Origin of the sequence: Serratia sp. BFP-2025, from assembly GCF_050880365.1 — a bacterium.
GTDB classification, from domain to species: domain Bacteria; phylum Pseudomonadota; class Gammaproteobacteria; order Enterobacterales; family Enterobacteriaceae; genus Serratia; species Serratia surfactantfaciens.
This window is the reverse complement of the sequence record NZ_JBPAFV010000001.1, coordinates 1,686,928-1,713,752: the sequence shown is the minus strand read 5'-3', so window position 1 is coordinate 1,713,752 and position 26,825 is coordinate 1,686,928. Positions and strand designations below refer to the sequence as shown.

The window sequence follows — 26,825 nt, the reverse complement described above, 5'->3', positions numbered from 1 at the left end:
CCTTACGATGACCGAAGCGGCTCGCGTCGGCGATATTATCGGGCATTCCCATGCCCTGGCCGGCATGATTGCCGGCACGATTGTCGGCGGCCTGATCGCCGCCGCAGGCGCGGTGGCAGCGGGGGCGCTGTTCGTCGCCGGCCTGGCGGCTTCCTGTATCGGCGTCGGCGTGCTGCTCATCGGCGCCAGCCTGGCGGTGGGGTATCTCACCGGGGAGGCGGCCACCGCGGCGCGCGACGGCATTGCCGATGCCGGTGCCGGTAGCCTGACCCCCAAAGGCAATATTGTCACCGGCTCCCCCAACGTTTTCATCAACGGCAAACCCGCCGCGCTCGCCACCAACAGCCAGGTAGCCTGCAGCGACGACGGCCCGAGCATGCAAATGGCGCAGGGCTCCGATAAGGTCAGCATCAACGGCCAGCCCGCCTCGCGCGTGGGGGACAAAACCAACTGCGACGCGCAGGTGATGGAAGGCTCGCCCAACGTGTTTATTGGCGGCGGCACCGTCACCACCTTGCCGATCAAGCCCGAAGTGCCGGATTGGCTGTATAAGGTTTCCGATCTGACGCTGCTGTTCGCCGGCCTGGTGGGCGGTGTGGGCGGCGCTGCCGGTAAGCTGGGGGCATTGGGCAAACTGCTGGGCAAGCTGCCCGGCATCAACAAACTGGCGCGCATCGCCTGCCGCGCCGGCACGCTGATGACCGCCACCGCTGCCGTGGGCATTATCGCCCGGCCGGTGGATATCGTTAGCGGCCAAAAATTCCTCGACGGCGAAGACGATCTCGATTTCGTGCTGCCTTCGCGGCTGCCGGTTGCCTGGCAGCGCTATTGGCGCAGCGGCAACCCCGGCGACGGCGTACTGGGCCGCGGCTGGAACCTGTTCTGGGAGAGCAGCCTGCAGCCTTATCAGGACGGCCTGGTGTGGCGTGCGCCTTCCGGCGACTTCGTCGCTTTCCCGCAGGTGCCGCGCGGCCATAAAACCTACTGCGAAGCCGAAAAATGCTGGCTGATGCACAACGACGACGGCAGCTGGCAGCTGTTTGACGTCGGCGAACAGATTTTCCACTATCCGCCGCTGGCGGGCGACCAGCCGAGCCGGCTCAGTATGATCACCGACGCCATCGGCAACGCCACCTCGCTGTTCTACGACGACGAGGGGCTGCTGAGCGAACTGGTGGACAGCGCCGGGCAGCGCCTGATGTGCCGCTATACACAGGGCCGCCTGCGCGAAGTGGCGCTGCAAACCGCCGACGGTGAACGAACGCTGGCGCGCTACGGTTACGATGAGCAGGGCCAGTTGACGACGGTGAGCAACCGCGCCGGTGAGGTGACGCGGCGCTTTGGCTGGCGCGACGGCCTGATGATCAGCCACCAGGACGCCGCCGGGCTGCTGAACGAATACCAATGGCAAGAGATCGACGGCGTGCCGCGCGTGACGGCCTACCGCAACAGCGCCGGGGAATCCCTTGAGTTCGGTTACGACTTCGCCGGCGGGCGCCGCAGCGCAGTGCGCGGCGACGGCAAACGGGCGGAGTGGCGGCTGGATGACGACGACAACGTGGCGCAGTACACCGATTTCGACCAGCGCCGCTACGGTTTTATCTACCAACGCGGCGAGCTGTGCAGCGTGCTGCTGCCCGGCGGCGCGCAGCGCCAGAGCGAATGGGATCCTTACGGCCGCCTGCTGTCGGAGACCGATCCGCTTGGCCGCGTGACGCGCTATCAATATTCGCGCAACAGCGGCCGGCTGTTCGCCGTCGCGTACCCGGACGGCAGCAGCGAAGCGCAGCACTGGGACACGCTGGGGCGCCCGACGCGCTATGTCGATGCGCTGGGCAACGCCACGCTGTACCGATATCCGGATGACGAAGAGAGCCTGCCCGCTAGTGTGATCGACGCGCTGGGCGGGGAAGTGAAGCTGGAGTGGGATGCCCGCGGCCAGCTGACGCGCTACACCGACTGTTCCGGCAGCGTCACGGCTTATACCTACGATGCGCTGGGGCAACTGACGACGCAGACCGATGCCGAAGGCCATCAGACCCATTACCGATGGGATAACGGCGGGCGCCTGCACACCCTGATCCACCCGGACGGTGGCGAAGAACGCTTTAACTGGAATGCGCACGGCCAGTTAGCCGAGCATCAGGATGCGTTGGGCAGCCTGACCCGCTGGCAGTACAACGCCCTGGGGCTGCCGGTCAGCATCACCGATCGCATCAACCGCACTCGGCGCTATCACTACAGCCCGCAGGGCTGGCTGACGCGGCTGGAGAACGGCAACGGCGGCGAATACCGCTTCAGCTACGACGCAGTCGGCCGCGTGCTGGCCGAAGAGCGCCCGGACGACACCCGCCACTATTATCGCTACGGCGCTGCCGGGCTGCTGGAGGAGCACCGCGAGGTCGGCCAGCCGGGCAGCGCGGGCGAGCTGACGCAGCGCGAACAGCGCTTCCGTTTCGACGAGGCGGGGCAACTGGTCTGGCGCGGCAACGCCAGCGCGGAATGGCATTACCGCTTCGACGCTGTGGGGCGGCTGCGCGAGCTGAACCGCCTGCCGACGGCGAGCGGCGCGGTGCTGGGCATCGAGCCGGACAGCGTGCAGATGCGCTATGACGCCGCCGGGCGGCTGCTCGGCGAGCAGGGCGTGAACGGCGAACTGCAATACCAATGGGATGCGCTGGCCAACCTGCAGGCGCTGACGCTGCCGCAGGGCGATCGCCTGCAGTGGCTGTATTACGGCTCCGGCCACGCCAGCGCCATCAAATTCAACCAGCAGGTGGTGAGCGAATTCACTCGCGATCGCCTGCACCGGGAAACCGGCCGCAGCCAGGGCGCGCTGCAGCAGCAGCGGCGTTACGACGCCATGGGCCGCCGCAGCTGGCAGAGCAGCGCCTTCGGCCACGATAAACTGACCCGGCCGGAAGACGGCGTGCTGTGGCGCGCCTATCGCTATACCGGCCGCGGCGAGCTCGCCGGGGTGAGCGACGCGCTGCGCGGCGAAGTGCACTACGGTTACGACGCCGAAGGCCGCCTGCTGCAACACCGCGAACCCAATCAGGGCAAACCGGGCGCACGGCTGGTGTACGATCTGGCGGATAACCTGCTGGGCGAGCGCAGCCCGCAGAGTGACATCGACGCGCACCTGCCGCTGGCGCCGATCGCCGACAACCGCCTGACGCACTGGCAAAAGCTGTTTTACCGTTACGACGCCTGGGGCAACCTGATCAGCCGGCGTAACGGCCTGTACGAACAGCACTACCGCTACGACGCCGACAACCGGCTGGTGCAGGCGCACGGCCGCGGCCCGCAGGGCGAGTTCGACGCGCAGTACCATTACGACGCGCTGGGCCGCCGCAGCCGCAAAACGGTGCGCTACAAGGGCAAAACCGAACAGACGACCCGTTTCCTGTGGCAGGGCTATCGGTTGCTGCAGGAGCAGCGCGACGACGGCAGCCGCCGCAGTTGGAGCTACGATCCGGCCAGCCCGTGGAGCCCGCTGGCGGCGCTGGAGCAGGCGGGCGACAGCCGCTCGGCGGATATTTACTGGTATCACACCGATCTGAACAGCGCGCCGCTGGAAGTGACCGACGCAGCGGGCAACCTGTGCTGGTCCGGGCAATATGACACCTTCGGCAAGCTGCAGGGCCAGACGGTAGCCGGCGCGGCGAAGCGGCAGGGCGCGCAGTATCAGCAGCCACTGCGCTACGCCGGGCAATATCAGGACGACGAAAGCGGCCTGCACTACAACCTGTTCCGCTACTACGAACCCGAGGTGGGGCGTTTCACCACGCAGGATCCGATAGGGCTGGAAGGTGGGTTGAACCTGTATCAGTATGCGCCGAACCCGCTGATGTGGGTGGATCCGTATGGGTTATCTGGAACTCGAATTCCGAGGACAAATGGCCATTGGGATGGCATTCCTGGTGAAAGTAATTGGTATTCTTATAAGCCAGCGGTAAATGCCGTTACAAATAATCAGCCAATACCATTCTCTAATGGGCGGCCAGATTTTTCTCCATGGTCAAAAGGAAGCATAACTTTTGAAAATGGTGTTCTGGATGGCACTGAAAAAGATTTCCCTAAAGTATACAAAGCAATAGCTAAAGAGAAGGGCATTACGCAAAGTGCTGCCCAAAAATTATTGCGTAAAAATAAACTAACTCCACACCATCTTAGTAATACAGAGATAATATTGGTACCTCGTGGGTTGCATGGAAATGTACCACATATAGGCTCTGCATCAGATATGAGGAATGGAAAAAAATGTTGAAAAAGCTAGAAAAACTTGGTGCTGCTCTGAGTAAACTATCGAATGGGGTAGATGACCCTTTATTCAAGAAACTTGAAAATTACTCTGGTGTTTTACCGAGTGAATATTGTGATTTTTTGGTTAACTTTAGCCAGGGCGCTGAGTTTGACTCTTTAATCGTTTATAAAGGAGTTGAAGCCTCTCCTTGGGCAAGTAAAGATGGATATGATTCACTGGAGTATTTCTATGGATTAAGTAATTCAGAGGGGGAGGGGGATGTCTTTGAGTTCATTGAAATGTATAAGGATGATCTTGGGAACCAATGGTTACCCATAGCATCATCAGATGGTGGTAATCAAATATGCCTTTGCCTAACGGGGAAAATGGTTGGGCAAATCTGGTTCTGGGATCATGAGGCAGACCCTTTATATGATGAAAATAAAGTAATATCAGGGTTGTCACTAGCTGCTTACGATTTGAAAGATTTTATTTCCCGCCTTGAAATTGATAAGGAAGAACCTGATATATCAGGGGTAAAGAAAGTCGTTTTAGATTTTTGAATATATTTATGCTCTTTAAAAATAAACTAAAAGAGCAATAACGAAACTGGTCCTCAGGGTGTTTTTACCTACGCCCACAGAACGACATCAACGCGTACCTGCCGTTGGTGCCGATCGCCGACAACCGGTTGGTGCAGGCGCACGGCCGCGGCCCGCAGGGCGAGTGCGAGGCGCAGTACCATTACGACGCGCTGGGCCGCCGCAGCCGCAAAACGGTGCGCTACAGGGGCAAAACCGAACAGACGACCCGTTTCCTGTGGCAGGGCTACCGGTTGCTGCAGGAGCAGCGCGACGACGGCAGCCGCCGCAGCTGGAGCTACGATCCGGCCAGCCCGTGGAGCCCGCTGGCGGCGCTGGAGCAGGCGGGCGACAGCCGCTCGGCAGATATTTACTGGTATCACACCGATCTGAACAGCGCGCCGCTGGAAGTGACCGACGCAGCGGGCAACCTGTGCTGGTCCGGGCAATATGACACCTTCGGCAAGCTGCAGGGCCAGACGGTAGCCGGCGCGGCGAAGCGGCAGGGCGCGCAGTATCAGCAGCCACTGCGCTACGCCGGGCAATATCAGGACGACGAAAGCGGCCTGCACTACAACCTGTTCCGCTACTACGAACCCGAGGTGGGCGTTTCACCACGCAGGATCCGATAGGGCTGGAAGGCGGGTTGAATTTATATGCTTATGTCATGAACCCACTGACGTGGGTTGATCCTTTGGGATTAGCTGGGTGTCAGAGTGTAAACGCTAAACATATTTTTCATGGTGAGATTAACCGCCGAGGTCGTGCTGTTGGTTTCCATCATGAAGGAAGCATTGGGCATCTAGGAAAAGCTAGAGTAACTCAAGTCACGACACCACCAAACGCTCATGGTGTATATAAATGTAAAGTGGAAATATTCGATTCTACTAGTGGGCAATGGGTACAAAAAGGGCCAGAATCTACATTTTTCCCAACATCATGGAACAGGCAGAAAGTAATGACTGAAGTCCGTGGGGCATATAATAATGGCACGGTCATGTCAAATGGAAAGTGGGAAGGTATATCTCCTAGTGGCGTGAAGATTGGTGGCTATTTGGATTCTGGTGGGAATATTAATACAGCTTTCCCAATAATGTAATGGAGATGGGAATGAGATTTTTTATCGGTGATGACGGTTATCCATCTATAGAAGCTGATGGTGATTTTAGGATACTGATTGACTTTTTAAAGGATGATATCCAAAGAAGTGTCTATGGCGTCAATGAGTTTATTGAGGCTTGTAAACTTGTAAGCTCTGGAACTCTGCCATTTTGGGAGGGGACGGGGAACTCTCATACTATAACTATTAAACCTAATGGTGTGGAGATTTTTAATGAGTACACCGAGGAGTCTATGATTGTCTCGAGCATAGATGAGTTTGAGGGATATCTTGAGAAATGGAAGCGTCTAATTTCAAATGAAAATGGCTTGTGAGAAGGAGAGGGATAAACAATATAATTTAATGCTAAAAAATTAGGTTCAGCGAGGCGTTCTTTAAAAATAAGAATGAATTGGTTTAATAAGCCTGCAAAACGACATCCTCGCACACCTGCCGTTGGTGCCGATCGCCGACAACCGGCAGGTGCAGGCGCACGGCCGCGGCCCGCAGGGCGAGCAATACCATTACGACGCGCTGGGCCGCCGCAGCCGCAAAACGGTGCGCTACAGGGGCAAAACCGAACAGACGACCCGTTTCCTGTGGCAGGGCTACCGGTTGCTGCAGGAGCAGCGCGACGACGGCAGCCGCCGCAGCTGGAGCTACGATCCGGCCAGCCCGTGGAGCCCGCTGGCGGCGCTGGAGCAGGCGGGCGACAGCCGCTCGGCAGATATTTACTGGTATCACACCGATCTGAACAGCGCGCCGCTGGAAGTGACCGACGCAGCGGGCAACCTGTGCTGGTCCGGGCAATATGACACCTTCGGCAAGCTGCAGGGCCAGACGGTAGCCGGCGCGGCGAAGCGGCAGGGCGCGCAGTATCAGCAGCCACTGCGCTACGCCGGGCAATATCAGGACGACGAAAGCGGCCTGCACTACAACCTGTTCCGCTACTACGAACCCGAGGTGGGCGTTTCACCACGCAGGATCCGATAGGGCTGCGCGGTGGGTTGAACCTTTATCAGTATGCGCCGAACCCGCTGATGTGGGTGGATCCGCTGGGATTGAGTAGCAGAAGAGACCAACTCCCAGGGGATAAAATGCTTCTGAAAAGTGCGGCATTGAAATTAACCGATATGACGACCAGCCTGTCTGGAATATACAGCGCAATGCCTTTCTTAGTTATCATTTAAGTAGAGAGTGAGCTAAAGATGAAGGTACAAGCAATAAAGACTAAGTATGGGATCATTCAAGGGCGGGATGCCTTGATTATCTCTGAACATGAAATGAGTCTTTCTCCTTTCACATTTAAAATTAAAGCCTTGCTTTCGTTATCAGCATGCGAGTCAGAGGTTTTGAATGAGGCTGACGTGAGAATAGTGTTCTTTTTTAGTGATATAGAAAGGATGTCTATCTATAAAATCGATGACTATCCTTATGAGAAGTATTCAGAGTCAAGCTTTGATTTGCTGGAGGAATACAGTTCAGGAAAAGCAAGGGTTGCGTTAAGTACCTATGATCATGTTTTCGATGTTACGGGTGGTTTTAAAATATTGTATGAATAATGGCGGCATTTTGTGCCGCAGAAAAAGTTCGAAACGGTAGGAGGCATACTAAATACCCACCGTGCCATTAATCAGGGTGCGACAGTGTCCGCCGATCCAGGGTTCGTCGTCAATAAAGCGCACGCTCACGCGGCCATCTCGATTAAGTTGGGTGCCCTGGCGCACCTGGTAGCCCTGCGCGGTCCGGCCGCCGTCGGGGAAGCGGCTGGCCTGCAGCAAGCGCGCCAGGCAGGCGTTGGCGCTGCCGGTTACCGGATCTTCAATCAAAACGCCGCATTCCACCATAAACGCGCGCATTTCGTAATCGGCTGGCTCGGTTGCGGAGCTGGCGCCATAAACCACCACGCCATCCACATCGCAAGCCGTTTGCAGCTGTTTAATCGTGGCCTGATCCGGCGCCACCGCCAGGCAGGACTGTGCGTCCGGCAGGCGCACCATCAGCCAGCGAATGCCCATCTCGGCAATCACCGGCGGGGTGCCTGCTGCAATCACTGCAGGCCGTAAAGCGGCCGTCAGCCGTTCGGTTTCTTCGGCCGCCATTGGGCGGAACTCTACTTCGGGCGCGGCGAACGCCAATGTGCCTTCCGGCAGGATATTGACCGCCACCAGGCCGATGCCGCATTCCTGCATCACCGTTCCAGGGCGTTTAGGCGTCAATCCGGCTTCCAGCAGGGCGTGGGCGGTGCCCAGCGTCGGGTGGCCGGCGAAGGGCAGCTCTTTTTCGGTGGTGAAAATGCGCACCTTATAATCCGCTGCCGGGTGCGTCGGTTTAAGCACAAAGGTGGTTTCCGAAAGGTTGGTCCAGCGGGCCAGTGCCAGCATCTGTGCGCTGCTCAGCCCCTCGGCCTCCAGCACGACCGCCACGGGATTGCCCTGCAGCGGCGTGCGGGTAAACACGTCCACCTGTTGGTAGGCGCGGGGTGTCACATCATCACTTCTGAGCATTTGCCATCATCCGTTATCAACAAAACCTGATGATAACGATATTTGCAATAGCTTCAAAGGGTTGAGTTTTGCTTTGAGATACCCGCCCGTCGCCATTTCAGCCCCGGTTTGGCGAACATCACCAGGTTACCCAACAGGATCAGGCACAGGCCCAGCACGGCGTTGAAATGCCACTGGTAGCCTTCGTAAATCGTTGAGATGGTCAGCGCCACCAGTGGGAACAGCAGGGTGCTGTAGGCCGCTGCGCCGGCGCCGATGCGGCCGAGCAGGCTGAAGTAGGCGGCGAAGGCGATCACCGAGCCGAAAATCGCCAGATACAGCAGGGAGCCGATGTAGCGGCTGCTGTATTCCATCTGGAACGATGCGCCCTGCGCCAGGGCGACCAATGCCATCAGCATCGCGCCGTAGGTCATGGCGTAGGTGTTGGTGGAAAAGATATCCAGCCCACGGCGCTGATGGCGCGTGCTGATCATGTTGCCCAGCGAGAAGCCGTAGGTGCCGAGCGCGCTCAGGCCGATGCCTTTAAGCAGCTCCGGCGCCATGCGGGTAGCGGCCAAATCTTGCCAGAACAGCGCCACGATGCCGGTCAAACCCAGCAGCGCCGCCGGCAGCAGGTTGGGGCTGGGGCGCTGGCGGAAAAACAGCAGGCTGTTGAGGGCGTTGAACAGCACCGCCATCGAAAAGATCACCGATTCCAGCCCGCTGCTGATATAAGCCGCTGCGTGGTAAAAGCAGAAGAAGTTGAAGCCGAACACGCAGCAGCCCTGCAGCACGCAGAACAGATGATCGCGCGGGGCGATGTGGCGCAGGCGGCGCGTTAACAACAGCACGGCGAACATCACCGCAGCGGAAATGGCGAAGCGATAAGCGATCGACACGGGAATGGCCACCGGGCCTTCCTGTTGCAGGGTAATCGCTATCCAGGTGGTGCCCCAAATCAGCACCACGGCGAGGTACAACAGCGCATTCATGTTCTTTACTCCGAAAAAACCGATAGCGCAGTATCCGCTTTGGCGCGCGGCGGCGCTTGCAGCGCTTTGCGCCCAGTTGCATATTCTTGCGCTTTTTTTTGGTAAAAGCGCGAGGCGGCGGCTGGCATGCCGAGGCGCCACTCTTTACACTGTCGGCATGTCGAACAACGGGGCCGGTGATGTCCAACTATCAGGCGTTTGAAACACTGCGCGAACACAAGGCGCGGTTGCACGGCAGCGTGCTGCTGGGTACCGGCGTGGAGCTGGCCGCCTGGTCCAACTGCAACGATCGCGTCACGCAGGAAAGCGCCGACCACCATACCCTGAGTCTTTACGTCGCCGACGGCTACGAGTGCTACCAGCAGGTGCCGGGCGGCTGGCGCAACGGCGGCGGGCCGGATCGCTTCTGCATCATGCCGCGCCAGTACGCTTCCACCTGGGATGTGCGCAGCGATCTGTCATTCGTGCATCTGTACTGCACCGATGACCATCTGCGGCAGTTGGCGGAGCAGACCTGGGATCGCAGCCCGGCGGCGATCAACGTGGAGCAGCGCAGCTTCGGCGAAGATCCGCAGATCACGCTGCTGTATCGCCAGTTTTTGCTCAACTGCGACTGGCGCGACAGCGCCAATTTGCTGGCGCTCAGCAGCGCGTCGAACCTGCTGATGTCGCATCTGATCCAGCGCTACAGCCAGCTGCAGTGGAAGCTGCCGCCGGCGCGCGGCGGCCTGGCACCCGCAGTGGCCAAGCGGGTGCGGGAATATATCGCAAGCCACCTCGATCGGCCTTTGTTGCTGGCCGATCTGGCGGCGCAGGCCGGGTTGAGCGAATACCATTTTGCCCGCATGTTCAAACATTCAACCGGCCTGGCGCCACATCAGTTCGTGATGCGCGCGCGGCTGCAACGGGCGGAACAGCTGTTGCGCCACAGCCAACAGCCGATCACCGAGATCGCGCTGGCGTGCGGCTTCAGCTCCGCCAGCCATTTCAGCAACCGCTTCAAGGCGGCCTATGGATTTGCTCCGCTGCAGGTGCGGCAGGGGCGCTAACCGGAAGGGAGAGCAGCATGGATCAACAATTTGCCGGGCTGGGTGTGTTGTTTGTCGCCGGATTCGGGCCGATCGTGCGTGAGAGCGGCGAGAGCAAGGCGTTTTATGTCGAGGCGCTGGGGCTGCCGCTCAAACCGATGCCGGGCAACGAAACCTATCTGCTGTCGGAGCCGGGCGCGCTGGACGGCGTGAAGCATTTCGCCCTGTGGCCGCTGGCGCAGGCGGCGCAGTCTTGCTTTGGCACCGACCGCTGGCCGGCGGATCTCACGGCGCCGCAGGCGTGGATCGAGTTCGACGTAGCCGATATGGCGGCCGCCACCCAGGGGCTGATCGACCGAGGTTATCGGCTGCTGGTCGCCAATCGCGAAGAGCCGTGGGGCCAGAGCGTTACCCGTTTGCTCAGCCCGGAAGGGTTGCTGGTTGGCGTTACCTATACGCCCTGGCTGCGTTAAACGCCGCGCCGTTCGCCGCCATTTTCCGGCGGTGGACGGCTTAAGAACAAATACGCATTAGCTTAAAGCGATCTGCGCTATAGACCCATCAAATCCCCGAGTGGTTTCCCTTCCTGAAAGCAGTAATCCCGTTCATTGCGTAAAAACCAATGGCCAGAATGCGCTATTGCCATGCCATTTTACGGCGATTTTTCGCCCGCTTTTTTTGCCGCCAGGTGCCTGATGGGAATAGAGATTATTCTTATATTTCCGCCAACCGTTAAGAAATAATAATGATTCTCGTTTTCAACCATGGAAAGGAGAAGGAACGATGAAAACAGTGAAGCGAACGGGCATCGCGTTGGCGATAGCCCTGACTTTCCCCCTGGCATTGCCTGCCGCTGCGGCGGCGCAACCCTCCCTGACTAACAGTAAGGCGGCGACGATGACGGAAAAACACGGGCAGTTTATTGCGGTCGGTAAAGTGGTGCAGGTGACCTTCGGCGATTTCGCCTTCAAGCTGGATTTTACCGATGACAAGACCATGACCTTCACCGGTATCGGCGAAGCGTCGCAGGGCATCACCGATACCGTGCAGTACACCGCGGTGGAGATTCGGCCGAAGGTCTATATGGTCTATTGGCATGAACCGCAGTCCGGCGACAACGTGACGCATATCGAGGACTTTGAGCGCGGCGAGGTGTACACCAACATCGCCGCCAAGGACGGCAGTTTCACCCATCTGAAAGGGCAGCTGAAAATCGTAGGTCACTCAGGAAAATAAGGAGCAGTTATGAAAAAGGCATTGATCACCTGTGCGATCGTCGGCGGTTTGCTGGCGAGTTACCCTGCGCTGTCAACGGATCAGGCGGCGTCTTACAAGTCGGCAGGCAAGGGCGGTTACCATCATGCCCAGCAAAAGCTGAAGGTGGTGGAAGACCTGTACGCGGGCTTCTTCAACCGTCACGACATCAGCGTGGCGCAAAAGCTGATTGTGGAGAACTACAAGCAGCATAACCCGTTTGTCGGCGACGGCATCAAGCCGTTCCTGGATTTCTTCAGCCAGACCTTTAAAGACAATCCGCAGTACAGCGCCAAAATCTACCGCAGCGCGGTCAATGGCGATCTGGTCTATGTTCACGTCAAATACCAAAATAACCCGCAGGATCGCGGCACCGCCAGCGTGGATATTTATCGGGTGAACGATCAGGGTAAAATCACCGAGCATTGGGACGTCAATCAGGATGTGCCGGAAAAATCGGCCAACGACAATACCATGTTCTGATCCGCAAGGGCCGCTGCGGCGGCCCTCTACATGCCCGTAACACTTTATTTACTTACATAAATAGGAAATGACCGCCGCGTCGAGTAGGCTACGGCCGCCTTTGGCAGTGGTGGCACGGTTGATGGGCGTCATTGTCCCACCACTGCTTGAGGCGTTTCCCCGCATTTCCCGTTATCCCGCGCGTTGATTCTCCACTTTTTTGAACTGATGGCGCAGCTGCAGCGCATTGCAAAGCACCAATACCGCCGTGACGGCGAACACCCAACGGAACCCCATCATCGCCGAAATGCCCGATCCCAGCAGCGGGCCGACCACGTTGCCCAGGTACATAAAGGATTGGTTATAGCCGAAGATGCGCCCGGTCACCTGATCGGAGGAATACTTCAGCAGCAGCGCCTGCACCGCCGGCATCAGCGCGCCGTCGGCGAACCCCAGCAGGAAGCGCAGAATGCCCAACTGCAGCGGGGTATTCACCCAGGCCATCACGGCGAACAGGCCGGTGGTGAACAGCAACGCGGCGATCAGGATGCGCGCGGTGCCGATGCGATCGCCGAGCCGCCCGAGGCGTGGCGCCGAGATCAGCGCCGCAATGCCGGGCACGGCGGCGATCATGCCGCTGACAAAGGCGATATTGCTGACGTCGCCCGACAGCTCGCGGATGAACAGCGTCAGGATCGGGCTGATGGACGAGTTAGCCAGCTGGATCATCAGGGTACAAACGAACAGCGTGACGATCAGCGTCGGATAAGGCAGCGAACGGAATACCGCCTTGCCGCTCAGCTGATCCGCTTTTTTCACCGTGATGCGCCTCTCCTTAATCAGGAACAGCGTCACCAGGAAGCTGACGAACATCAGCCCGGCGGTGACGAAAAACACCACCCGCAGCCCCAGATGATCGGCCATCAGCCCGCCTAACAGCGGCCCGGCGATCACGCCGGAGATCTGCCCGGTAGAGAGCGTGCCCAGCGCCCAACCGCTTTTATCGCGCGGCGCCTGCGAGGCGACCAGCGCCATGGCGTTGGGAATATAGCCGGACGTCAGCCCCATCAGGGCGCGCAGCGCGAACAGCTGCCAGACGTTGGTGGCCAGCCCCTGCAGCGCGATGACGATCGCCATGCCCAGCGAGGCTCGCAGCAGCATCAGCTTGCGGCCTTTGCGGTCGGCGAGGCTGCCCCACAGCGGCGACACCACCGCCGAGACCAAAAAGGTGCCGCTGAACACCAGCCCGGACCACAGGCTGAGGGATTGATGATCGCTGACGCCGAGCTGTTCGACGTACAGCGGCAGAAAAGGGAGGATTTGGCTCATCGCCAGCCCGGTGAAGAAACACCCGAGCCAGACCGAGATCAGATTGACTTTCCACGCTTCCATCGACTTGTCGTACCACTTTGAATTTGGAGGGATTTGTTAAGCAAGATAATAATAACACCGCGAACTGGCCGGCGTGGGGGAAATGCGTGAGAAAACGTAAAGCTCGTCGGCGGCGTTGTTACATTTCGCTATAAATTAATAGCTATATTATCATAGGTATTTATTTTAAGCTACTCCACCAAGCCGCTCAACAATCCGGCGGCGCCACACTCTCTCTACCCATTTCGCCGTGTCGGCGGCAAGGAGACGCTTTCTATGAATACCGCACTGATCGCTCTGGACTACATCGTGGATATCTCCCACCCGGAAGGAAAAATTGCGCGCTCGGCGCAGCAGGTCATTGAGCGCGATGCTATCGCGCGGGCAAATAGCGCATTGTCTCTCGCGCAGCGCAAGGATTGGCTGCGCATACTGGTTAAAGTCGGTTTCGCGGCCGGCTATGTCGATCAACCCAAATACTCGCGGATGTTTGGGCAGGCGCATCAATTTGGCGCTATCGCACTGGGCCAGCCGGGCACGGATTTTCATCCTGATTTAGCGTCTGATTTGGGGGAGTTAACCATCGTAAAACCGCGCGTCAGCGCGTTTTATGGCACCAATCTGGATGCGACGCTGCGCGCCCGCCGCATTGAACGGTTGGTGATCTGTGGGGTCAGCAGCACCTGGGCGGTACAGGCGACGGCGCGCGACGCGCACGATCGCGATTATCAGGTGCTGATACTGGAAGAGGCTTGCGCGGCGGCCACGGCGGAAGAGCACCGAATCTCGATGGAAACGCTTGCCACTATTGCCGATATCGTCACGCTGGAACAGCTGAGCGCATTGTGAAGCCGCTGCGTGAAGAAATCGCCTGGCGTCAGCTGCGACGGGGAGCATGGGTGTTGGCGCCGTTGCTGGTCCTGAGCCTGGCGACAGGCAATGCCAACTGGCTGAAGGCTTCGGTGGTCACCATATCGCTGTTTGTCGTTTGCGAGCGCCTTGAACTGGCGCCGCTCGGCGTGGCGCTACATGCGGCGGCATTGCTGCTGCTCTTTATGGCGCTGCTGTGCGCCATGCACACGCCGGTAATCTTCATCTTGGCGTGCGTGTTGGCAGCGGCGGCGGCGGTTGGGATCTCCGCGTTCGGCGGCAAGCTGCGATCCCTGGGGAATTTTATTTTTATTCCGGCTCTTTATCTGGCGTGTGAAACCGCTGAAGGTGGCGCCGGTGCGCCATTAGCCCAATGCGGCTGGGCGCTACTCCCTTTTCTGGGGGCAGCCGTCTTGCCGGTGCTGATGCTTGCACTGGCAGAGCATCGGCGGCTAACGTGGCTGTCGACGAGTGACAGCCTGCATCATTATCTCCAGCTGCGTCGCAGCGATGAGCTTGGCGCTCGCGTGGCCTGCGGCGAGGCTTTGCTCGCCGTAAGTTGTGCCGTTGCACTGTCGGCGGCGATCGTTGAGTGGCAACACATCGATTACGGGCAATGGGTGATCTGGTCGGCCGTAAGCGTGATCAGCGGCGATATGGCCGGTACACGCAACAAACTCCGCCAGCGTGCGTCAGGCGCATTGCTGGGAGTGCCCATCGGTATTTTGCTGGGCAGCCTCATGCCGCATGGCAATGTGGGTTATGAACTGCTGAGCGTGGTGACGATGCTCACCTTGGTGTCTTTTCATCGTTATACCCTGGGGTTTGGCGCCCGTTGCGCCTGCATCTGCTGCGCGTTGGTGATTGCCGGAAAAGCGCCGTCGATCGCCGCAGAAAGGGTGGTCAATGTGTTGCTGGGCGGTGGCGTCGGTCTGCTGTTCGCTTTGGTGGTGCACGCGGTGTTGCCGCTCAACGCCGGCACCCGCCAATAGCGAGCTGGCATATTTCGGCCGCCAATTTCGGTTGACCGTACCCGGTCTCGGTGCGAAAGTACGGACAAATCTATCGTTATCTATTGATGCCAATGAAAAAAGATCATCCTGAAGACGTGACGCTGTTGCGCACGCAGTTAATGTCGCTGGTGCGCCGTTTGCGGCGCGAATCGCGCAGCGACGAAAAATCCTGGGCCCAGCTGATGCTGCTGGGAGCTATCGATCGCCACGGCGGCGAGGCGACGCCGTCGCTGCTGGCGGAGTCGGAGCGTATGCGTTCCTCTAACCTGGCGGCCGCACTGCGGGAGCTGGAGGCCGACGGGCTGCTGGTGCGCACGCCGGATGCCGAAGACAAACGCCGGGTGCGGGTGCGTTTGACCCCCGCCGGGCTGGGCCTGCTGCAGCAAAGCCGCACCCGGCGCGAGGCGTGGTTGCTGGCGGCGATGGAAAGCTGTTTAACGGAGCAAGAACAGGCGCAGCTGATCGAAGCGGGGGCGTTGATGGCGCGGCTGGCGGCGGCGCCGCCAACGGACGCGGAATAATCGCCGGGCCGCCCGTGCGGCGAGGTTATGGCATCGGCCAATCGACCGGCATGGTGCTGACCACGTCTACGTAGCGATCCCAAGCCGACGACCAGAATTGGGTGAAGGCTTCCAGCGTGAGATGGATGCCCATCAGCCCCATCACGAACCAGCAGGCGGTAAACAGGCCCAGGCTGCTGAACATGAACGCCATGCCATTGCGGCTGGTTTTACGGCAAACGACGTTTAACTGGCTGGCGAAGAACATCATCACGGCGCTCAGCAACTCCCAGCGCATCATGATTAAACCGGTGGTAATGGTACTCATCGAACTCGATCCTATGTAACAAAAGCCGCATCCGGCAGGGCGCCGACAGGGAGATGCGGAGGGGAATAACGGGAATAATGTGATTTGGGTCACATTGTAGCATTGGGGTGAACGGCGGCTCAATGGGGAGCGCGGTGAAAAAATCGCCGCCGGTAACATTCCAATATGCTGAAACAGTTATGCCATTTCATTAGCAACCTTTTCATGGGGCGGCGCGCCCGATAACGCTATGCTTGCCGGCTTTTCAGTTCCCTGATTTTGCGGGGAAATGTGACGCAAAAGGTACCGGCACCGCATGGCCCTGTTAAAAGAAAAAATTCGCGACCACTCTGCGGAAGAGAGGCTGTTCATCCGCCGGGCGGCCGTGGCGCTGGCGCTGGTCGTCGTCTGTTTCGGCGCGCTGATCGTCAACCTCTACCGGCTGCAAATTCGCCAGCACGGCTTTTACCAGACGCGCTCCAATCAAAATGACATCAAGATGCTGCCGATCGCGCCCAGCCGCGGGCTGATCTTCGATCGCAACGGCATTCCGCTGGTGCGAAACGTGACACTGTATCGTATCGAAGTCACGCCCAGCAAAGTCGCCGACATGGCGGCGCTGCTGCGGGCGTTGACGCCGGTCGTCGATCTGACGCCGGAAGACATCAGCGCGTTTCGCGACGATATGCACCACAACAGCCGCTACAAACCGGTCACGCTGAAGGCGGGGCTGAACGACACCGAGGTGGCGCGCTTCGCCGTTAACCAATACCGTTTCGACGGGGTGACTATCGATACCTATCAGCAGCGTGAGTATCCTTATGGCGCCCAGCTGGCGCACGTGCTGGGCTATGTGTCGAAGATCAACGACAGCGATCTCAAGCGCCTGGACAAGGCCGGCCTGAGCGAGAATTACGCCGCCGACCGCAACATAGGCAAACAGGGCATCGAGGCCTATTACGAATCCGAACTGCATGGCACCACCGGTTATCAGGAGGTGGAGGTGGATAACCACGGGCGCGTGATCCGCTTGCTGAAGGAGCAGCCGCCGCAGGCCGGCAAAAACATCTATCTGACGCTGGATCTGCCGCTGCAACAGTACATCGAATCGGTGCTGAAGGGGCAACGCGCCGCCGTGGTGGTGGAAGACCCGCGCGACGGCGGTATCCTGGCGATGGTCTCCAGCCCCAGTTACGATCCCAACCCCTTCGTCAAAGGCATCGGCTATCAGGCCTATAAAGCGCTGCTGCACAACCCGGATTTGCCGCTGATCAACCGCGTCACTCAGGGCTTGTACCCGCCGGCGTCGACGGTGAAGCCCTACATGGCCGTTTCGGCGCTGTTCGCCGGAGTGATCACGCCCACCACCACCTTTTTCGGCGCGCCGACCTGGACGCTGCCCGGCACCGAGCGGCGCTACCGCGACTGGCTGAAAACCGGCCACGGCATGCTCAACGTGACCAAAGCGATCGAGGAATCCGCCGACACCTTCTTTTATCAGGTGGCCTATGAGATGGGCATCGATCGCATTCACCACTGGCTGAGCCAGTTCGGTTACGGCCAGTCGACCGGCATCGATCTGAACGAAGAGTACCGCGGCGTGCTGCCGAGCCGCGACTGGAAGCTGAAGGTGCACAAAAAGGGCTGGTATCAGGGGGATACGGTCTCGGTAGGCATCGGCCAGGGGTATTGGGTGGCGACGCCGATCCAGATGGTGAAAGCCTTGACCACGCTGCTCAACAACGGCCAGGTGAAAACGCCGCATCTGCTGTATTCGCTGCAGCAGGGCGGCCGCGTGACGCGCTACCAACCGCCGATGCAGGCGGCGCAGATTGGCGATCCCAACTCGCCTTACTGGGGTATCGTGCGCAACGGCATGTACGGCATGGCCAACTTACCGAACGGCACCGGTTACAAGCTGTTCCATACCGCGCCTTACCAGATCGCCGCCAAATCCGGCACCTCGCAGGTGTTCAGCCTGAAGCAAAACCAAACCTACAACGCCAAAATGATCCCGGTGCGGCTGCGCGATCACATCTTCTATACGTTGTTCGCCCCGTATAAAAACCCGCGGGTGGCAATGGCACTGATCCTGGAAAACGGCGGCGGCGACGGCGTGGTGGCGGGGCCGACCGCGCGCGCGATCCTCGACCACATTTTCGACCCGGCCAACGCGCCGCAGTCCGGCGACCCGGCGCAAAGTAAACCGCAGTTAAACGACAGTGCGGATGTGCAACGGTGATGCGGTTTGTTTTTACTTTGTTACAAACTGCAATCTCCCGACCATTTCCGGCAATGTAGACTGAAATAACACCATAAACCGAATAAAAACGCAGGGTTAACACAACAGTGGCGCCATCGACCAAAAAGAGCGGTAAAACCTATTCCACAGTTCGTTTCGGCTGGATTTGCGCCGGCATGCTGGTCTGTTTTTTTCTGTTGGCGTTCCGGGTCGGCTATCTGCAGCTGTTGGAACACCAGCAGTTGGCGGACCAGGCTGACCAGCGTTCGATCCGCACCCAGGTGGTGCCGACCAACCGCGCCATGATCACCGATCGCAACGATGAGGCGCTGGCGGTCAGCGTGTCGTCCAAAGACATCGTGCTGGATCCGAAACACATTCTCGATACCCAGACCGACACTAGCAACGAGCGCTGGCAGAGCATGGCCAACGTGCTGAAGATCCCGCTGGCGGACATCCAGCACCTGATCCAGAGCAACGCGCGCAAGCGTTTCGTTTACCTGGCGCGCAAGGTGGAGGATGATAACGCCGCCTACATCAGTAAACTGCACCTGACCGGCGTCAGCACCGAGCAGGATTTCAGCCGCTTTTATCCGATGGGCCAGGACGCCGCCGGGCTGATCGGCATCGTTGGCCAGGACAATCAGGGGCTGGAGGGCATCGAGCTGGGCTTCAACCCGCTGCTGCAGGGTAAAAACGGCCTGCGGGTCTACCAGAAGGACGGCAGCGGCGCGGTGATCGGCGTGCTTAAAAGCGTGGATCCGGTGCCGCCGCCGAATGTGACGCTCAGCATCGACAAATTTATCCAGTACGTGCTCTATGCGCAGATCCGTGACGGCGTGGTGGCTAACCAGGCTGACTCCGGCTGTGCGGTGCTGGTCAAGATCGACACCGGCGAGATCCTCGGCATGGCCAGTTACCCGTCGTTCAACCCGAACAACTATGGCAGCACCCCGGCGAAGGATATTCGCAACGTGTGCAGCAGCGACAGCTTCGAGCCGGGCTCGACGGTGAAACCGGTGGTGGTGATGGTGGGGCTGGAGCATAAGCTGATCCGGCCGGATACCGTGCTGGACACTACGCCGTATCGGGTGAACGGTCACCTGATCAAAGACGTCGGCCACTGGTCGAAGTTGACCATCACCGGCGTGCTGCAAAAATCGAGCGACATCGCGGTATCGCACATTGCGTTGGCGTTGCCCGCCACGGTGCTGCCGGCGGTCTACCGCAGCTTTGGCCTGGGGCGACCGACCGAGCTCGGCATCGGCAACGAGAGCAGCGGCTACCTGCCGCAGCATCGCGAACGCTGGGCGGATATCGAACGCGCCACCTTCTCCTTCGGCTATGGCCTGCGCGTGACGCCGCTGCAGATGGCGCGCGAGTATGCCGCTATCGGCGCCTTCGGCGTTTATCGGCCGCTGTCGATCACCAAGGTGACGCCGCCGGTGATGGGGCAACGTATTCTGCCGGCCGATACGGTGAAAACCGTGGTGCATATGATGGAGAGCGACGCCTTGCCGGGCGGCAGCGGGGTGAACGCCGCGGTGCCGGGTTATCGGCTGGCGATCAAAACCGGCACCGCCGAGAAAATGGGCCCGAGCGGTAAATACGACGGCGGGTATATCAACTATACCGCCGGCGTGGCGCCGGCCAGCGATCCGCAGGTGGCGCTGGTGGTGATGGTCAACAACCCGAAAGCCGGCAAACACTTCGGCGGTTCGGTGGCCGGGCCGGTGTTCGGCAAGATCATGGCCCAGGTGCTGGAGCACATGAATATCCTGCCGGACGCCCAGCCGCTCAACGTGGTGTCGTCGGTCAAGAGCTAACCCGCGGGTTAACGCGATTCCAGCAGGCGCTTCAACGCCTGCAGATCGGCGTTAACCAGCCCGGCGTCGTGGGCGAACTGCGCGTCGTCCATGCCCGGCTGGCGGAACAGGGTGAAGATCACCTCGGCGCCTTGCCGGTTGGCGAGCGCGCGCAGCGGCACGTAGACCACGCCGCCGTCCGGCAGCGTCACCCAATGATCCAGCACGCCGAAGGCGTTCGGCGCGCTGAAGCGAATGCGGATCCGCCCCTGCGGGGTATCCGCCATCCAGTCTTCACCTTCCTGTCGCAAACTGTTGGCTAACCCTTTGGCCCACAATGGGAAGTTTTCCGGCCGGCTGAGAAAGGCGTATACCTCGTCACAGGGGCGGTTGATGGCGACATGCAGCGTCTGCGCGCTCAGCATCGTGATTTCTCCGGTTGACGGCGATACTTCAGTGTAGATCCCGCTGCGCTCAGAAGTAGTAACCGATGTTTACGTTGGTGCGAAAATACCATTTATTGCTGCCGGAGGACTGGGTACCGGTCCAGCCGGTGGCGTTTTCCACGCCGCCCCACGGGTTGGCGTTTTGCGCCCAGGTCAGATCCACCCACAGCATCACCGGCATGGCGAACACCTGCACCCCGAGCGTATTCATTTTGGAGTTGGAGCCGCCGCGCTTATCTTTCCAGAGCACGCTGTAGTCGTTGTAGAACCGCAGTTTTTTCACCGGACCCCAGGGCACCTCGACGTCGCGCGCCAGGTTAATGGCGGCGGTGGTGGCCTGCGAGGGGATCAGATAGGCCGGCGTCAGGCCGTTGCCGCCCATCAGGATCACCGAATTGTTGGCTCCGGCCGGGCCTTTGGCGTCGTAACCGTAGCGGATCACCTGGCCGGACAGATGCCAGGCATCTCGATTCACCAGCGTGTGCAGGCCGGCCGCCCAGAAGCTGCCGTTATCGCCGGTCGCCTGGTTGTAAAGCCGCGAGGCCACCAGCGAACCGCCGAGCTCGTTATCCCAGCCGCCCGGGTGGAAAGCGTGCGTCAGCCGTAGGTTCAGCTGATCGCGTTTTTCGTTGCGCTGCAGGTGCTGCGAGGCAAAGTTGGTGTTCTTCAGATCGTCGTAGCTGGCGACGTCGGGAGCGTAACGCACGCCGGCCGGCATCATGCGCGGATAGTAGGCGGCGTCGAAGGCCCAATCGCCCTGTTGATATTGGTATTTGGCGCCCAGCCCGGTGTTGACGCCGAAGCCGAGGTAAAACGGAATGCCGTACGACCAACCGAACTGCGGGTAGGGCATCAGGCCGAAGGGTTTGAACGGCGCGCCAAGCTGCACGGCGGAACGCTCAGACAGGTGATAGCCGACATAGGCGCGGTCGATGGCGTATTTGCGCCGATCCTGAAACCAGAATCCACTATCGAAAAATGCGTCGTTTACCTGACCGGCGGCGTCGATGCGAAAGGCGTCAAAGCGTAAATGCGGCGGATGCCGATAATTGCTGCTGTGCCAGTCTTCATAACGATAATTGGCGCGCAGTGCGCCGCCGATATCGATACTCTTTTTATTGTCATCGCTTTGCCAATGAATATGGGGAAATGCCGGGCGGCTTTTTTTGACCGGTGCCGCGGTGGCGGCCGTGTCGTTGGCTAATGCGGAGGCTGCCGCATAACTCATTGGTGAAACAAGCAAAAAACAAAGGGTGATCTTGCGCATGTCCGGCCCCTGATGAATGTTTGGTCCTTATTAAGGCGAGCGGACTTTACCTGAAAATAAGGCATTGTCGCTCGTTTGTTTTATATTTGAGACGATTTCATTGCGCGTTTCATATATTAAATTCACTTCCGGTTAATATATGAAACTTTGTTTCTTGTTTAATGGGGGAACTATAAATCCGCGATTAAGCAAGTCAAGCAATAAAAATAAACGTTGATGTACCATACCGTCGATTTTGCCATTTTTCTTGGTGAGGGGCGGCGCAGAGCAGACTGAAATATTAGTGTCATCAATGCCCGTTAGACTCGCGGCATCCTGGTATTACTGACTAAAAATCATGAACATAAAACTGACACTTGGCCGCAGGGTAAAACCTGCGACGGCGCTGCCGCGCGCGTTTGGCTTCGGCAAGAGCATGGGATTATTAAGCGGCGTAATTTGCGTTATTGCGCTATTTTCTCTGCTGCAATTGTTTTCCACCGTATTTATTTCCAATATTCTGCGTGACGCCAAGGTTAACCTGGTGACGGGCGACGCGTTGCATCGCCAACAGGCGGCGATGGATCGCGCCAGGCTGTCGCTGTTGACGGCCAGCGACAGCCTGAACCGCGCGGGCATCTATTATCTGCAAGACCAAGCCACCGGCTCCGACGGCAGTTGGCACAGCCTGCTGGATGAGTCGTTGGCGGCGCTGCAGGCTTCCGAGCAGGCCTTCGCCCAGTTCGAACGTTTGAGCGCGGATGCGCCGGCGGCGGCGGCCCTGAAAGACGGCTATCGTCTGTTTTATGACGGCCTGAAAGAGCAGGCGCAAGGGCTGCAAGGCAGCAGCGGCATCGAGGCGTTTTTCGCCGTGCCGATCCAGGCGTTTCAGGCGGATTTCAACGAGAAGTATCTCGCTTATCAGGCGCTGAACGAACGGCGCGGCGATGACGTCAACGTGCGGCAATTGGCGGCGCTGGAGCAGGCCAAGACCTTTGCGCTCGGCGCGCTGGCCGCGTTGGCGCTGATCGCCGTTGGGGTGTGGTTCGCCGTCTCCCGCTGGGTGATCGCGCCGCTGCAGCGGGCGATCGCGCACCTCAACGTGCTGGCCGCCGGCGATCTTTCGCGGCCGCTGCCGCCTGAAAGGGCGGTTAACCGCGAGATGCGCCAACTGCAAACCAGCATCGGCCACATGCAAGGCGGCCTGCAGCGCTTGGTGAGCGAAGTGCGCGACGCGGCGAGCGGGATCCTGAACGGCGTCGGGCGGCTGGCGGACGGCAATCGCCAGCTGACGGCACAGTCGGCGAAGCAGGACGGCGAATTGCACTTGGCGACCGAGCACGTGCAGCAGCTGGCGGCGCGGGTGGAAGAAAATGGCCAATACGCGCGGCAGGCCAGTGAACGCACTGAACAGGCCCGCCAGTGCGCCGGCGCCGGTGAGCAGATGATGCAAACCGTCAATGTCTCGATGCAAGGGATCGTCAACCAATCGGCGGAAATGCGCGGCATTGTGGCATTGATCGACAGCGTGGCGTTTCAGACCAATATTCTGGCGCTGAATGCGGCGATCGAGGCCGCGCACGCCGGCGTTCACGGCCGCGGTTTCGCCATCGTGGCTAAGGAAGTGGGCCTGCTGGCGCAGAAAAGCAGCCATTCGACGCGCGATATTCAGCAGTTGATCGGCCGCTCATTGCAGCAAATCGATCGGGGATCGCAGGCGGTGGATCTGTTGACGGGCAACCTGCGGCAGATTATCAGTCTGGTGAACAAGTGCAGTGCGCTGATGGGAGAAATTTCGCTGGCGTCGCTCAATCAGGCGGAGAGCATTCAGGACGTGACGGCGCGCATCACCGCGCTGAATCAGGTGGCGCGGCAAACCGGCAGCGTGGTGAACGCGGTGACCGAGGCTTCGCAGTTGCTGCAGGGGGAGTCGGAACGATTGGAAAAAGCGATGGCGCGCTTCAGGCTGCCTGCGCAATAAATACTTCTGGTGCAGGTTAATTAATAATAAAGCTGCGCTTAACGTTATTTATTATTGTTCCTCCCGAAGGCCGTTCATCGGGATAAATAAAGCAGGCCGGCGCGCGTAGATTAACAAAGCGCCGGCCTGCTGAGATATTTTTAACGGAATGATTAACGGCTGGTCTGGTGGCCGATAATGCCACCCAGCGCTGCGCCGCCGAGTGTGCCCAGCGTGCTGCCGTCGGTCAATACCGCGCCGCCGACGGCGCCGACACCCGCGCCGATCGCCGTGTTGCGATCGCGATTGGACATATGCCCACATGCGGTAACGGAAAGCGTTGCCATCACCACCACCAACACACCCGCGGCACGTTTAATATTCATAATGAGTTCCTGGTAAATTGGCGGATTAATGGATTAAAAATAATCCGATTAAGCCGCCGGTAGAAGTTGGGATGAATGTATTCCTCCGTAAGAAAATCGAACAGGTAAAAATTCTTAATTTTGCGGCGGCGAAAAGCGTTTGCTCGCCGAATGTGCGGCCGCCGGCGAAACCGCGGGTCTATACTGAGAAGACGCCTCGTTGGGGACGGGGCGCACGTTGTGGAGGCCGCCATGTCCGATCTCGTTTCCGCATCCGGCAAGCCGGTGAAAATTCCCGGGCCGGATCATCCGATTACGTTAACTCGCCATCCCATGCGGGTCGTGGTGCACGCCGCCGGCCAAATCCTGGCCGACAGCCGCAACGCGCTCCTTTTGCGGGAAGCCAACTATCCGCCGGTGTTTTACTTTCCGCGTGAGGATGTGCAGATGGCGCTGCTGCAGACAAACCATCGCGTTAGCTACTGCCCTTATAAGGGCGACTGCAGTTATTTCGACCTCGCGCTGAACGGCCCGCAGGGGAACAATACGGCCTGGAGTTATGAAATGCCTTACAACGCCGTGGTGGCGATCAAGGAGCATCTGGCATTTTATGCCGATAAAGTGGCGGAGATCCGTACCGAAGCCTGAGCCGCCGTCGCCGCCGGGCGGGGGCTGGTTGACATTCCGCTAATCCCTACTCATTATGTGTATTACCGGAAATTGATACGCTTTCCTTATGTTTTAATCCGACATAAACGAAACTCTGAGCAGGTGCCAAGGTGTCTACCTCTACGCGATTTGCCGTTGCCATCCATATCCTGACCAACATCACGCTGTGTCGCGGCCAGACGGTGCGTTCCGAAGACATCGCCCGCAGCGTCAACACCAATCCGACGGTGGTGCGGCGCATCCTCGGCGCGCTGGCGGAAGCGGGGCTGACCTATTCACAAATGGGGCAAGGCGGCGGGGCGCTGCTGGCGCGGCCGGCGGAAGCGATCTCGCTGCTGGACGTGTATCGCGCGGTGGAGGATCAACCCTATTTCATGCTGCATCGCGCCCGGCCTAACGATGCGTGCTATATCGGCCACGCCATTACCCCGGTGCTGGAGCAAGAGTTCGCGCGCGTGGGGCATGCGCTGGAAGCGAGCCTGGCGCAGACCAGCATCGCCGAAATGGCCGGGCAGGTCGAGCGGCGCGCCGGCTATCCTTTCGCCCCCTGTTCGCCGCAATATCAAGCAGATACGCAATAAAAAATCCACGCCAATCCCTTTGCCGCACAGAGCATTTTTTGCATTGCGTTAATGTAATTGTGTAAGTTACATTAGCTCGCATCAAGTGTGATGTAGCTCACGTTTTAGACTGCCTCCCCACGATAATCAACCGATTAGCCGGAAACCTTTTCTTCCGGCGCAGATTCGCTGTGCTTAAAAACCAGGAGAGAACGATGTTAGAAATGCTTGAAAGCTTGGCCACCGTGGTGGTCCTGGTGCCGGTAATGGTGGCCGTACTGCTCGGCGCGATTTACGGCTTGGGTGAAGTGTTTAACGTCTTTTCCGCTATCGGCCGCAAAAACGGCTGAGCCCGCATGTCAGGGGGCGGTTATCGCCCTCCGTCTCCCTCGCATTTCCTTTACTCGATGATTGACCGGTCGCGTAAATACCCACCTAATCCTGAAAAAGTCGAGCGCTTAGCGTATCGATAAACACGCGGAGTTTCGGCGTCAGATGCTTGCTGGAAGGCCACAGGACTTTGAAGCTGCCGCTGTGGTGACAATGCTCGCGCAATATCTGCTGCAATCGCCGCTGTTCCAGTGCGCGCTTCACGGCAAAATCCGGCAAACAGGCGATGCCCTGGCCGCTTTCCGCCAGATAGAGCAAGGTATCGACGGTGTTGCACACCACGCGGGTCGCCAGTTGATCGGCAAGCAGCTTGTCCCATCCTTCGAGCGGCCAGGGCTCCACTTTGCCGGTAGAGGGGAATTTGTACAGCAGGCCGGCGTGCCCTTGCAGATCTGCCGGTTGATGTGGGATCCCGACGCGGTGCAGGTAATCTGGCGCGGCCACCAGCAGCAGATGAAACGAGCCCAGCTGGCGGCTCATCAGTCGTGAATCTTCGGTCTCGCCGACCCGGATCACTGCGTCAAAACCCTCTTCTACGACATCGACCCGTCGATCGGAGAAATCGGCTTCCAGCTCAATATCGGGATAGTTTCGGACAAATTCTGCCAACACCGGATTTAACAGCCCTCCCACCAGCGGCAGGCTGACCCGCAGTTTGCCGCGCGGCGTGCTATGCGCATCACTGATTTCCCGTTCTGCCGCCGCCATCTCCCCCAGAATGCGTTGACACCGTTGCAGAAAGCGCCGGCCCTCGGCGGTCAACGTCATGCTGCGCGTGCTGCGGTGAAACAGGCGCACCCCCAGCCTGTTCTCCAAACGGGCGATGCTTTTTCCCACCGCTGATGCCGAGATGCCGAGCATGCGGCCGGCGTCAACGAAACTGAGAGTTTCAGCGGCCTGCACGAAAGCGCTCACGCCGGCTAAGTTATCCAT

26 protein-coding genes and 2 pseudogenes are annotated in these 26,825 nt (G+C 59.2%); 20 read left to right on the top strand and 8 right to left on the bottom strand.

Features of this window, described 5'->3' with window-relative positions; translation table 11 throughout:
• Positions 1-7: 7 nt before the first annotated feature.
• The 7 genes and pseudogenes from ACRAWE_RS07955 to ACRAWE_RS07925 all read left to right on the top strand — a co-directional run bounded on the left by ACRAWE_RS07955 (position 8) and on the right by ACRAWE_RS07925 (position 7,488).
• The gene (locus ACRAWE_RS07955; RefSeq protein WP_432525213.1) at positions 8-4,270 is read left to right on the top strand and encodes an RHS repeat-associated core domain-containing protein; all 4,263 of its coding nucleotides are present in this window, start codon (positions 8-10) and stop codon (positions 4,268-4,270) included.
• Positions 4,264-4,809 carry an SMI1/KNR4 family protein gene (locus ACRAWE_RS07950; RefSeq protein ID WP_082997665.1) on the top strand — a complete coding sequence of 182 codons (546 nt, stop codon included), beginning with the start codon at positions 4,264-4,266 and terminating at the stop codon, positions 4,807-4,809. Before ACRAWE_RS07955 ends, ACRAWE_RS07950 begins: the two co-directional genes overlap by 7 nt.
• Before the next feature lie 116 nt (positions 4,810-4,925).
• Positions 4,926-5,539, top strand: a pseudogene (locus ACRAWE_RS07945) (RHS repeat-associated core domain-containing protein); the annotation flags it as partial.
• Positions 5,522-5,926 (top strand): EndoU domain-containing protein, encoded by a 405-nt coding sequence (locus ACRAWE_RS07940; RefSeq protein ID WP_432525573.1) that lies wholly within the window; start codon positions 5,522-5,524, stop codon positions 5,924-5,926. The pseudogene ACRAWE_RS07945 and the gene ACRAWE_RS07940, both read left to right, overlap by 18 nt.
• 11 nt (positions 5,927-5,937) lie before the next feature.
• Positions 5,938-6,261, top strand: coding sequence for a hypothetical protein (locus ACRAWE_RS07935; protein WP_197668418.1), 324 nt, complete (start codon positions 5,938-5,940; stop codon positions 6,259-6,261).
• A gap of 133 nt (positions 6,262-6,394) precedes the next feature.
• Positions 6,395-6,996: pseudogene (locus ACRAWE_RS07930) on the top strand (RHS repeat-associated core domain-containing protein); the annotation flags it as partial.
• Positions 6,997-7,134: 138 nt separating this feature from the next.
• Positions 7,135-7,488 carry a hypothetical protein gene (locus ACRAWE_RS07925; RefSeq protein WP_432525212.1) on the top strand — a complete coding sequence of 118 codons (354 nt, stop codon included), beginning with the start codon at positions 7,135-7,137 and terminating at the stop codon, positions 7,486-7,488.
• Positions 7,489-7,536: 48 nt separating this feature from the next.
• Here the strand turns inward: ACRAWE_RS07925 and ACRAWE_RS07920 are convergent, their stop codons facing one another.
• Together ACRAWE_RS07920 and ACRAWE_RS07915 are read right to left on the bottom strand one after the other, a co-directional pair.
• On the bottom strand, positions 7,537-8,433 hold the full coding sequence (locus ACRAWE_RS07920; protein ID WP_432525211.1) for a PhzF family phenazine biosynthesis protein: 897 nt from the start codon (positions 8,431-8,433) through the stop codon (positions 7,537-7,539).
• Positions 8,434-8,486: 53 nt separating this feature from the next.
• The gene (locus tag ACRAWE_RS07915) at positions 8,487-9,404 is read right to left on the bottom strand and encodes a DMT family transporter (protein ID WP_432525210.1); all 918 of its coding nucleotides are present in this window, start codon (positions 9,402-9,404) and stop codon (positions 8,487-8,489) included.
• A gap of 179 nt (positions 9,405-9,583) precedes the next feature.
• Between ACRAWE_RS07915 and ACRAWE_RS07910 the strand changes: the two genes are divergently transcribed.
• From ACRAWE_RS07910 to ACRAWE_RS07895, 4 genes are all read left to right on the top strand, one after another.
• On the top strand, positions 9,584-10,453 hold the full coding sequence (locus ACRAWE_RS07910) for a helix-turn-helix domain-containing protein (protein ID WP_019456321.1): 870 nt from the start codon (positions 9,584-9,586) through the stop codon (positions 10,451-10,453).
• Positions 10,454-10,470: 17 nt separating this feature from the next.
• A complete protein-coding gene (locus tag ACRAWE_RS07905) occupies positions 10,471-10,905 on the top strand; it encodes a VOC family protein (RefSeq protein ID WP_198635882.1) in 435 nt (144 codons plus the stop codon).
• Between the two features lie 310 nt (positions 10,906-11,215).
• Positions 11,216-11,668, top strand: a complete 453-nt coding sequence (locus tag ACRAWE_RS07900; RefSeq protein ID WP_432525209.1) for a MoaF-related domain-containing protein — start codon at positions 11,216-11,218, stop codon at positions 11,666-11,668.
• Positions 11,669-11,677: 9 nt separating this feature from the next.
• Positions 11,678-12,169: a nuclear transport factor 2 family protein gene (locus tag ACRAWE_RS07895; protein WP_019456318.1), complete on the top strand. Its 492-nt coding sequence runs from the start codon at positions 11,678-11,680 to the stop codon at positions 12,167-12,169.
• A gap of 171 nt (positions 12,170-12,340) precedes the next feature.
• Here ACRAWE_RS07895 and ACRAWE_RS07890 read toward each other — a convergent pair whose 3' ends face one another.
• Positions 12,341-13,540, bottom strand: coding sequence for a multidrug efflux MFS transporter (locus tag ACRAWE_RS07890; RefSeq protein ID WP_004940721.1), 1,200 nt, complete (start codon positions 13,538-13,540; stop codon positions 12,341-12,343).
• A 255-nt stretch (positions 13,541-13,795) separates the two neighbouring features.
• Here ACRAWE_RS07890 and ACRAWE_RS07885 point away from each other — a divergent pair, with 255 nt between their 5' ends.
• The 3 genes from ACRAWE_RS07885 to ACRAWE_RS07875 all read left to right on the top strand — a co-directional run bounded on the left by ACRAWE_RS07885 (position 13,796) and on the right by ACRAWE_RS07875 (position 15,923).
• On the top strand, positions 13,796-14,368 hold the full coding sequence (locus ACRAWE_RS07885; RefSeq protein ID WP_033633093.1) for an isochorismatase family cysteine hydrolase: 573 nt from the start codon (positions 13,796-13,798) through the stop codon (positions 14,366-14,368).
• Positions 14,365-15,381 carry an FUSC family protein gene (locus ACRAWE_RS07880; protein WP_432525208.1) on the top strand — a complete coding sequence of 339 codons (1,017 nt, stop codon included), beginning with the start codon at positions 14,365-14,367 and terminating at the stop codon, positions 15,379-15,381. Before ACRAWE_RS07885 ends, ACRAWE_RS07880 begins: the two co-directional genes overlap by 4 nt.
• Positions 15,382-15,473: 92 nt before the next feature.
• Entirely contained in the window at positions 15,474-15,923 is a 450-nt protein-coding gene (locus ACRAWE_RS07875; protein ID WP_019456317.1) for a MarR family winged helix-turn-helix transcriptional regulator, read from the top strand.
• Positions 15,924-15,948: 25 nt separating this feature from the next.
• Here ACRAWE_RS07875 and ACRAWE_RS07870 read toward each other — a convergent pair whose 3' ends face one another.
• Positions 15,949-16,230, bottom strand: a complete 282-nt coding sequence (locus tag ACRAWE_RS07870) for a YjcB family protein (RefSeq protein WP_063919438.1) — start codon at positions 16,228-16,230, stop codon at positions 15,949-15,951.
• Positions 16,231-16,525: 295 nt separating this feature from the next.
• Here ACRAWE_RS07870 and mrdA point away from each other — a divergent pair, with 295 nt between their 5' ends.
• Together mrdA and ACRAWE_RS07860 are read left to right on the top strand one after the other, a co-directional pair.
• Positions 16,526-18,451 (top strand): penicillin-binding protein 2, encoded by a 1,926-nt coding sequence (gene mrdA / locus ACRAWE_RS07865; protein ID WP_211129396.1) that lies wholly within the window; start codon positions 16,526-16,528, stop codon positions 18,449-18,451.
• 107 nt (positions 18,452-18,558) lie between these two features.
• On the top strand, positions 18,559-20,277 hold the full coding sequence (locus ACRAWE_RS07860) for a penicillin-binding transpeptidase domain-containing protein (RefSeq protein WP_025159737.1): 1,719 nt from the start codon (positions 18,559-18,561) through the stop codon (positions 20,275-20,277).
• Positions 20,278-20,285: 8 nt separating this feature from the next.
• Here the strand turns inward: ACRAWE_RS07860 and ACRAWE_RS07855 are convergent, their stop codons facing one another.
• Entirely contained in the window at positions 20,286-20,681 is a 396-nt protein-coding gene (locus ACRAWE_RS07855; protein WP_019456313.1) for a hypothetical protein, read from the bottom strand.
• Positions 20,682-20,730: 49 nt separating this feature from the next.
• The gene (locus ACRAWE_RS07850) at positions 20,731-21,969 is read right to left on the bottom strand and encodes a hypothetical protein (protein ID WP_432525207.1); all 1,239 of its coding nucleotides are present in this window, start codon (positions 21,967-21,969) and stop codon (positions 20,731-20,733) included.
• Positions 21,970-22,306: 337 nt separating this feature from the next.
• Here ACRAWE_RS07850 and ACRAWE_RS07845 point away from each other — a divergent pair, with 337 nt between their 5' ends.
• Positions 22,307-23,929, top strand: coding sequence for a methyl-accepting chemotaxis protein (locus ACRAWE_RS07845; RefSeq protein ID WP_432525206.1), 1,623 nt, complete (start codon positions 22,307-22,309; stop codon positions 23,927-23,929).
• Between the two features lie 152 nt (positions 23,930-24,081).
• Here the strand turns inward: ACRAWE_RS07845 and osmB are convergent, their stop codons facing one another.
• Positions 24,082-24,294 carry an osmotically-inducible lipoprotein OsmB gene (osmB, locus tag ACRAWE_RS07840; protein ID WP_004940700.1) on the bottom strand — a complete coding sequence of 71 codons (213 nt, stop codon included), beginning with the start codon at positions 24,292-24,294 and terminating at the stop codon, positions 24,082-24,084.
• A gap of 231 nt (positions 24,295-24,525) precedes the next feature.
• Here osmB and ACRAWE_RS07835 point away from each other — a divergent pair, with 231 nt between their 5' ends.
• The 3 genes from ACRAWE_RS07835 to ACRAWE_RS07825 all read left to right on the top strand — a co-directional run bounded on the left by ACRAWE_RS07835 (position 24,526) and on the right by ACRAWE_RS07825 (position 25,852).
• A complete protein-coding gene (locus ACRAWE_RS07835; RefSeq protein WP_432525205.1) occupies positions 24,526-24,921 on the top strand; it encodes a DUF427 domain-containing protein in 396 nt (131 codons plus the stop codon).
• Positions 24,922-25,052: 131 nt separating this feature from the next.
• Positions 25,053-25,523: an Rrf2 family transcriptional regulator gene (locus tag ACRAWE_RS07830; RefSeq protein ID WP_019456309.1), complete on the top strand. Its 471-nt coding sequence runs from the start codon at positions 25,053-25,055 to the stop codon at positions 25,521-25,523.
• A gap of 194 nt (positions 25,524-25,717) precedes the next feature.
• Positions 25,718-25,852, top strand: coding sequence for an AcrZ family multidrug efflux pump-associated protein (locus ACRAWE_RS07825; RefSeq protein WP_019456308.1), 135 nt, complete (start codon positions 25,718-25,720; stop codon positions 25,850-25,852).
• An 85-nt stretch (positions 25,853-25,937) separates the two neighbouring features.
• Here ACRAWE_RS07825 and ACRAWE_RS07820 read toward each other — a convergent pair whose 3' ends face one another.
• Complete coding sequence (locus ACRAWE_RS07820; RefSeq protein WP_019456307.1) at positions 25,938-26,825, bottom strand: LysR family transcriptional regulator; 888 nt, start codon at positions 26,823-26,825, stop codon at positions 25,938-25,940.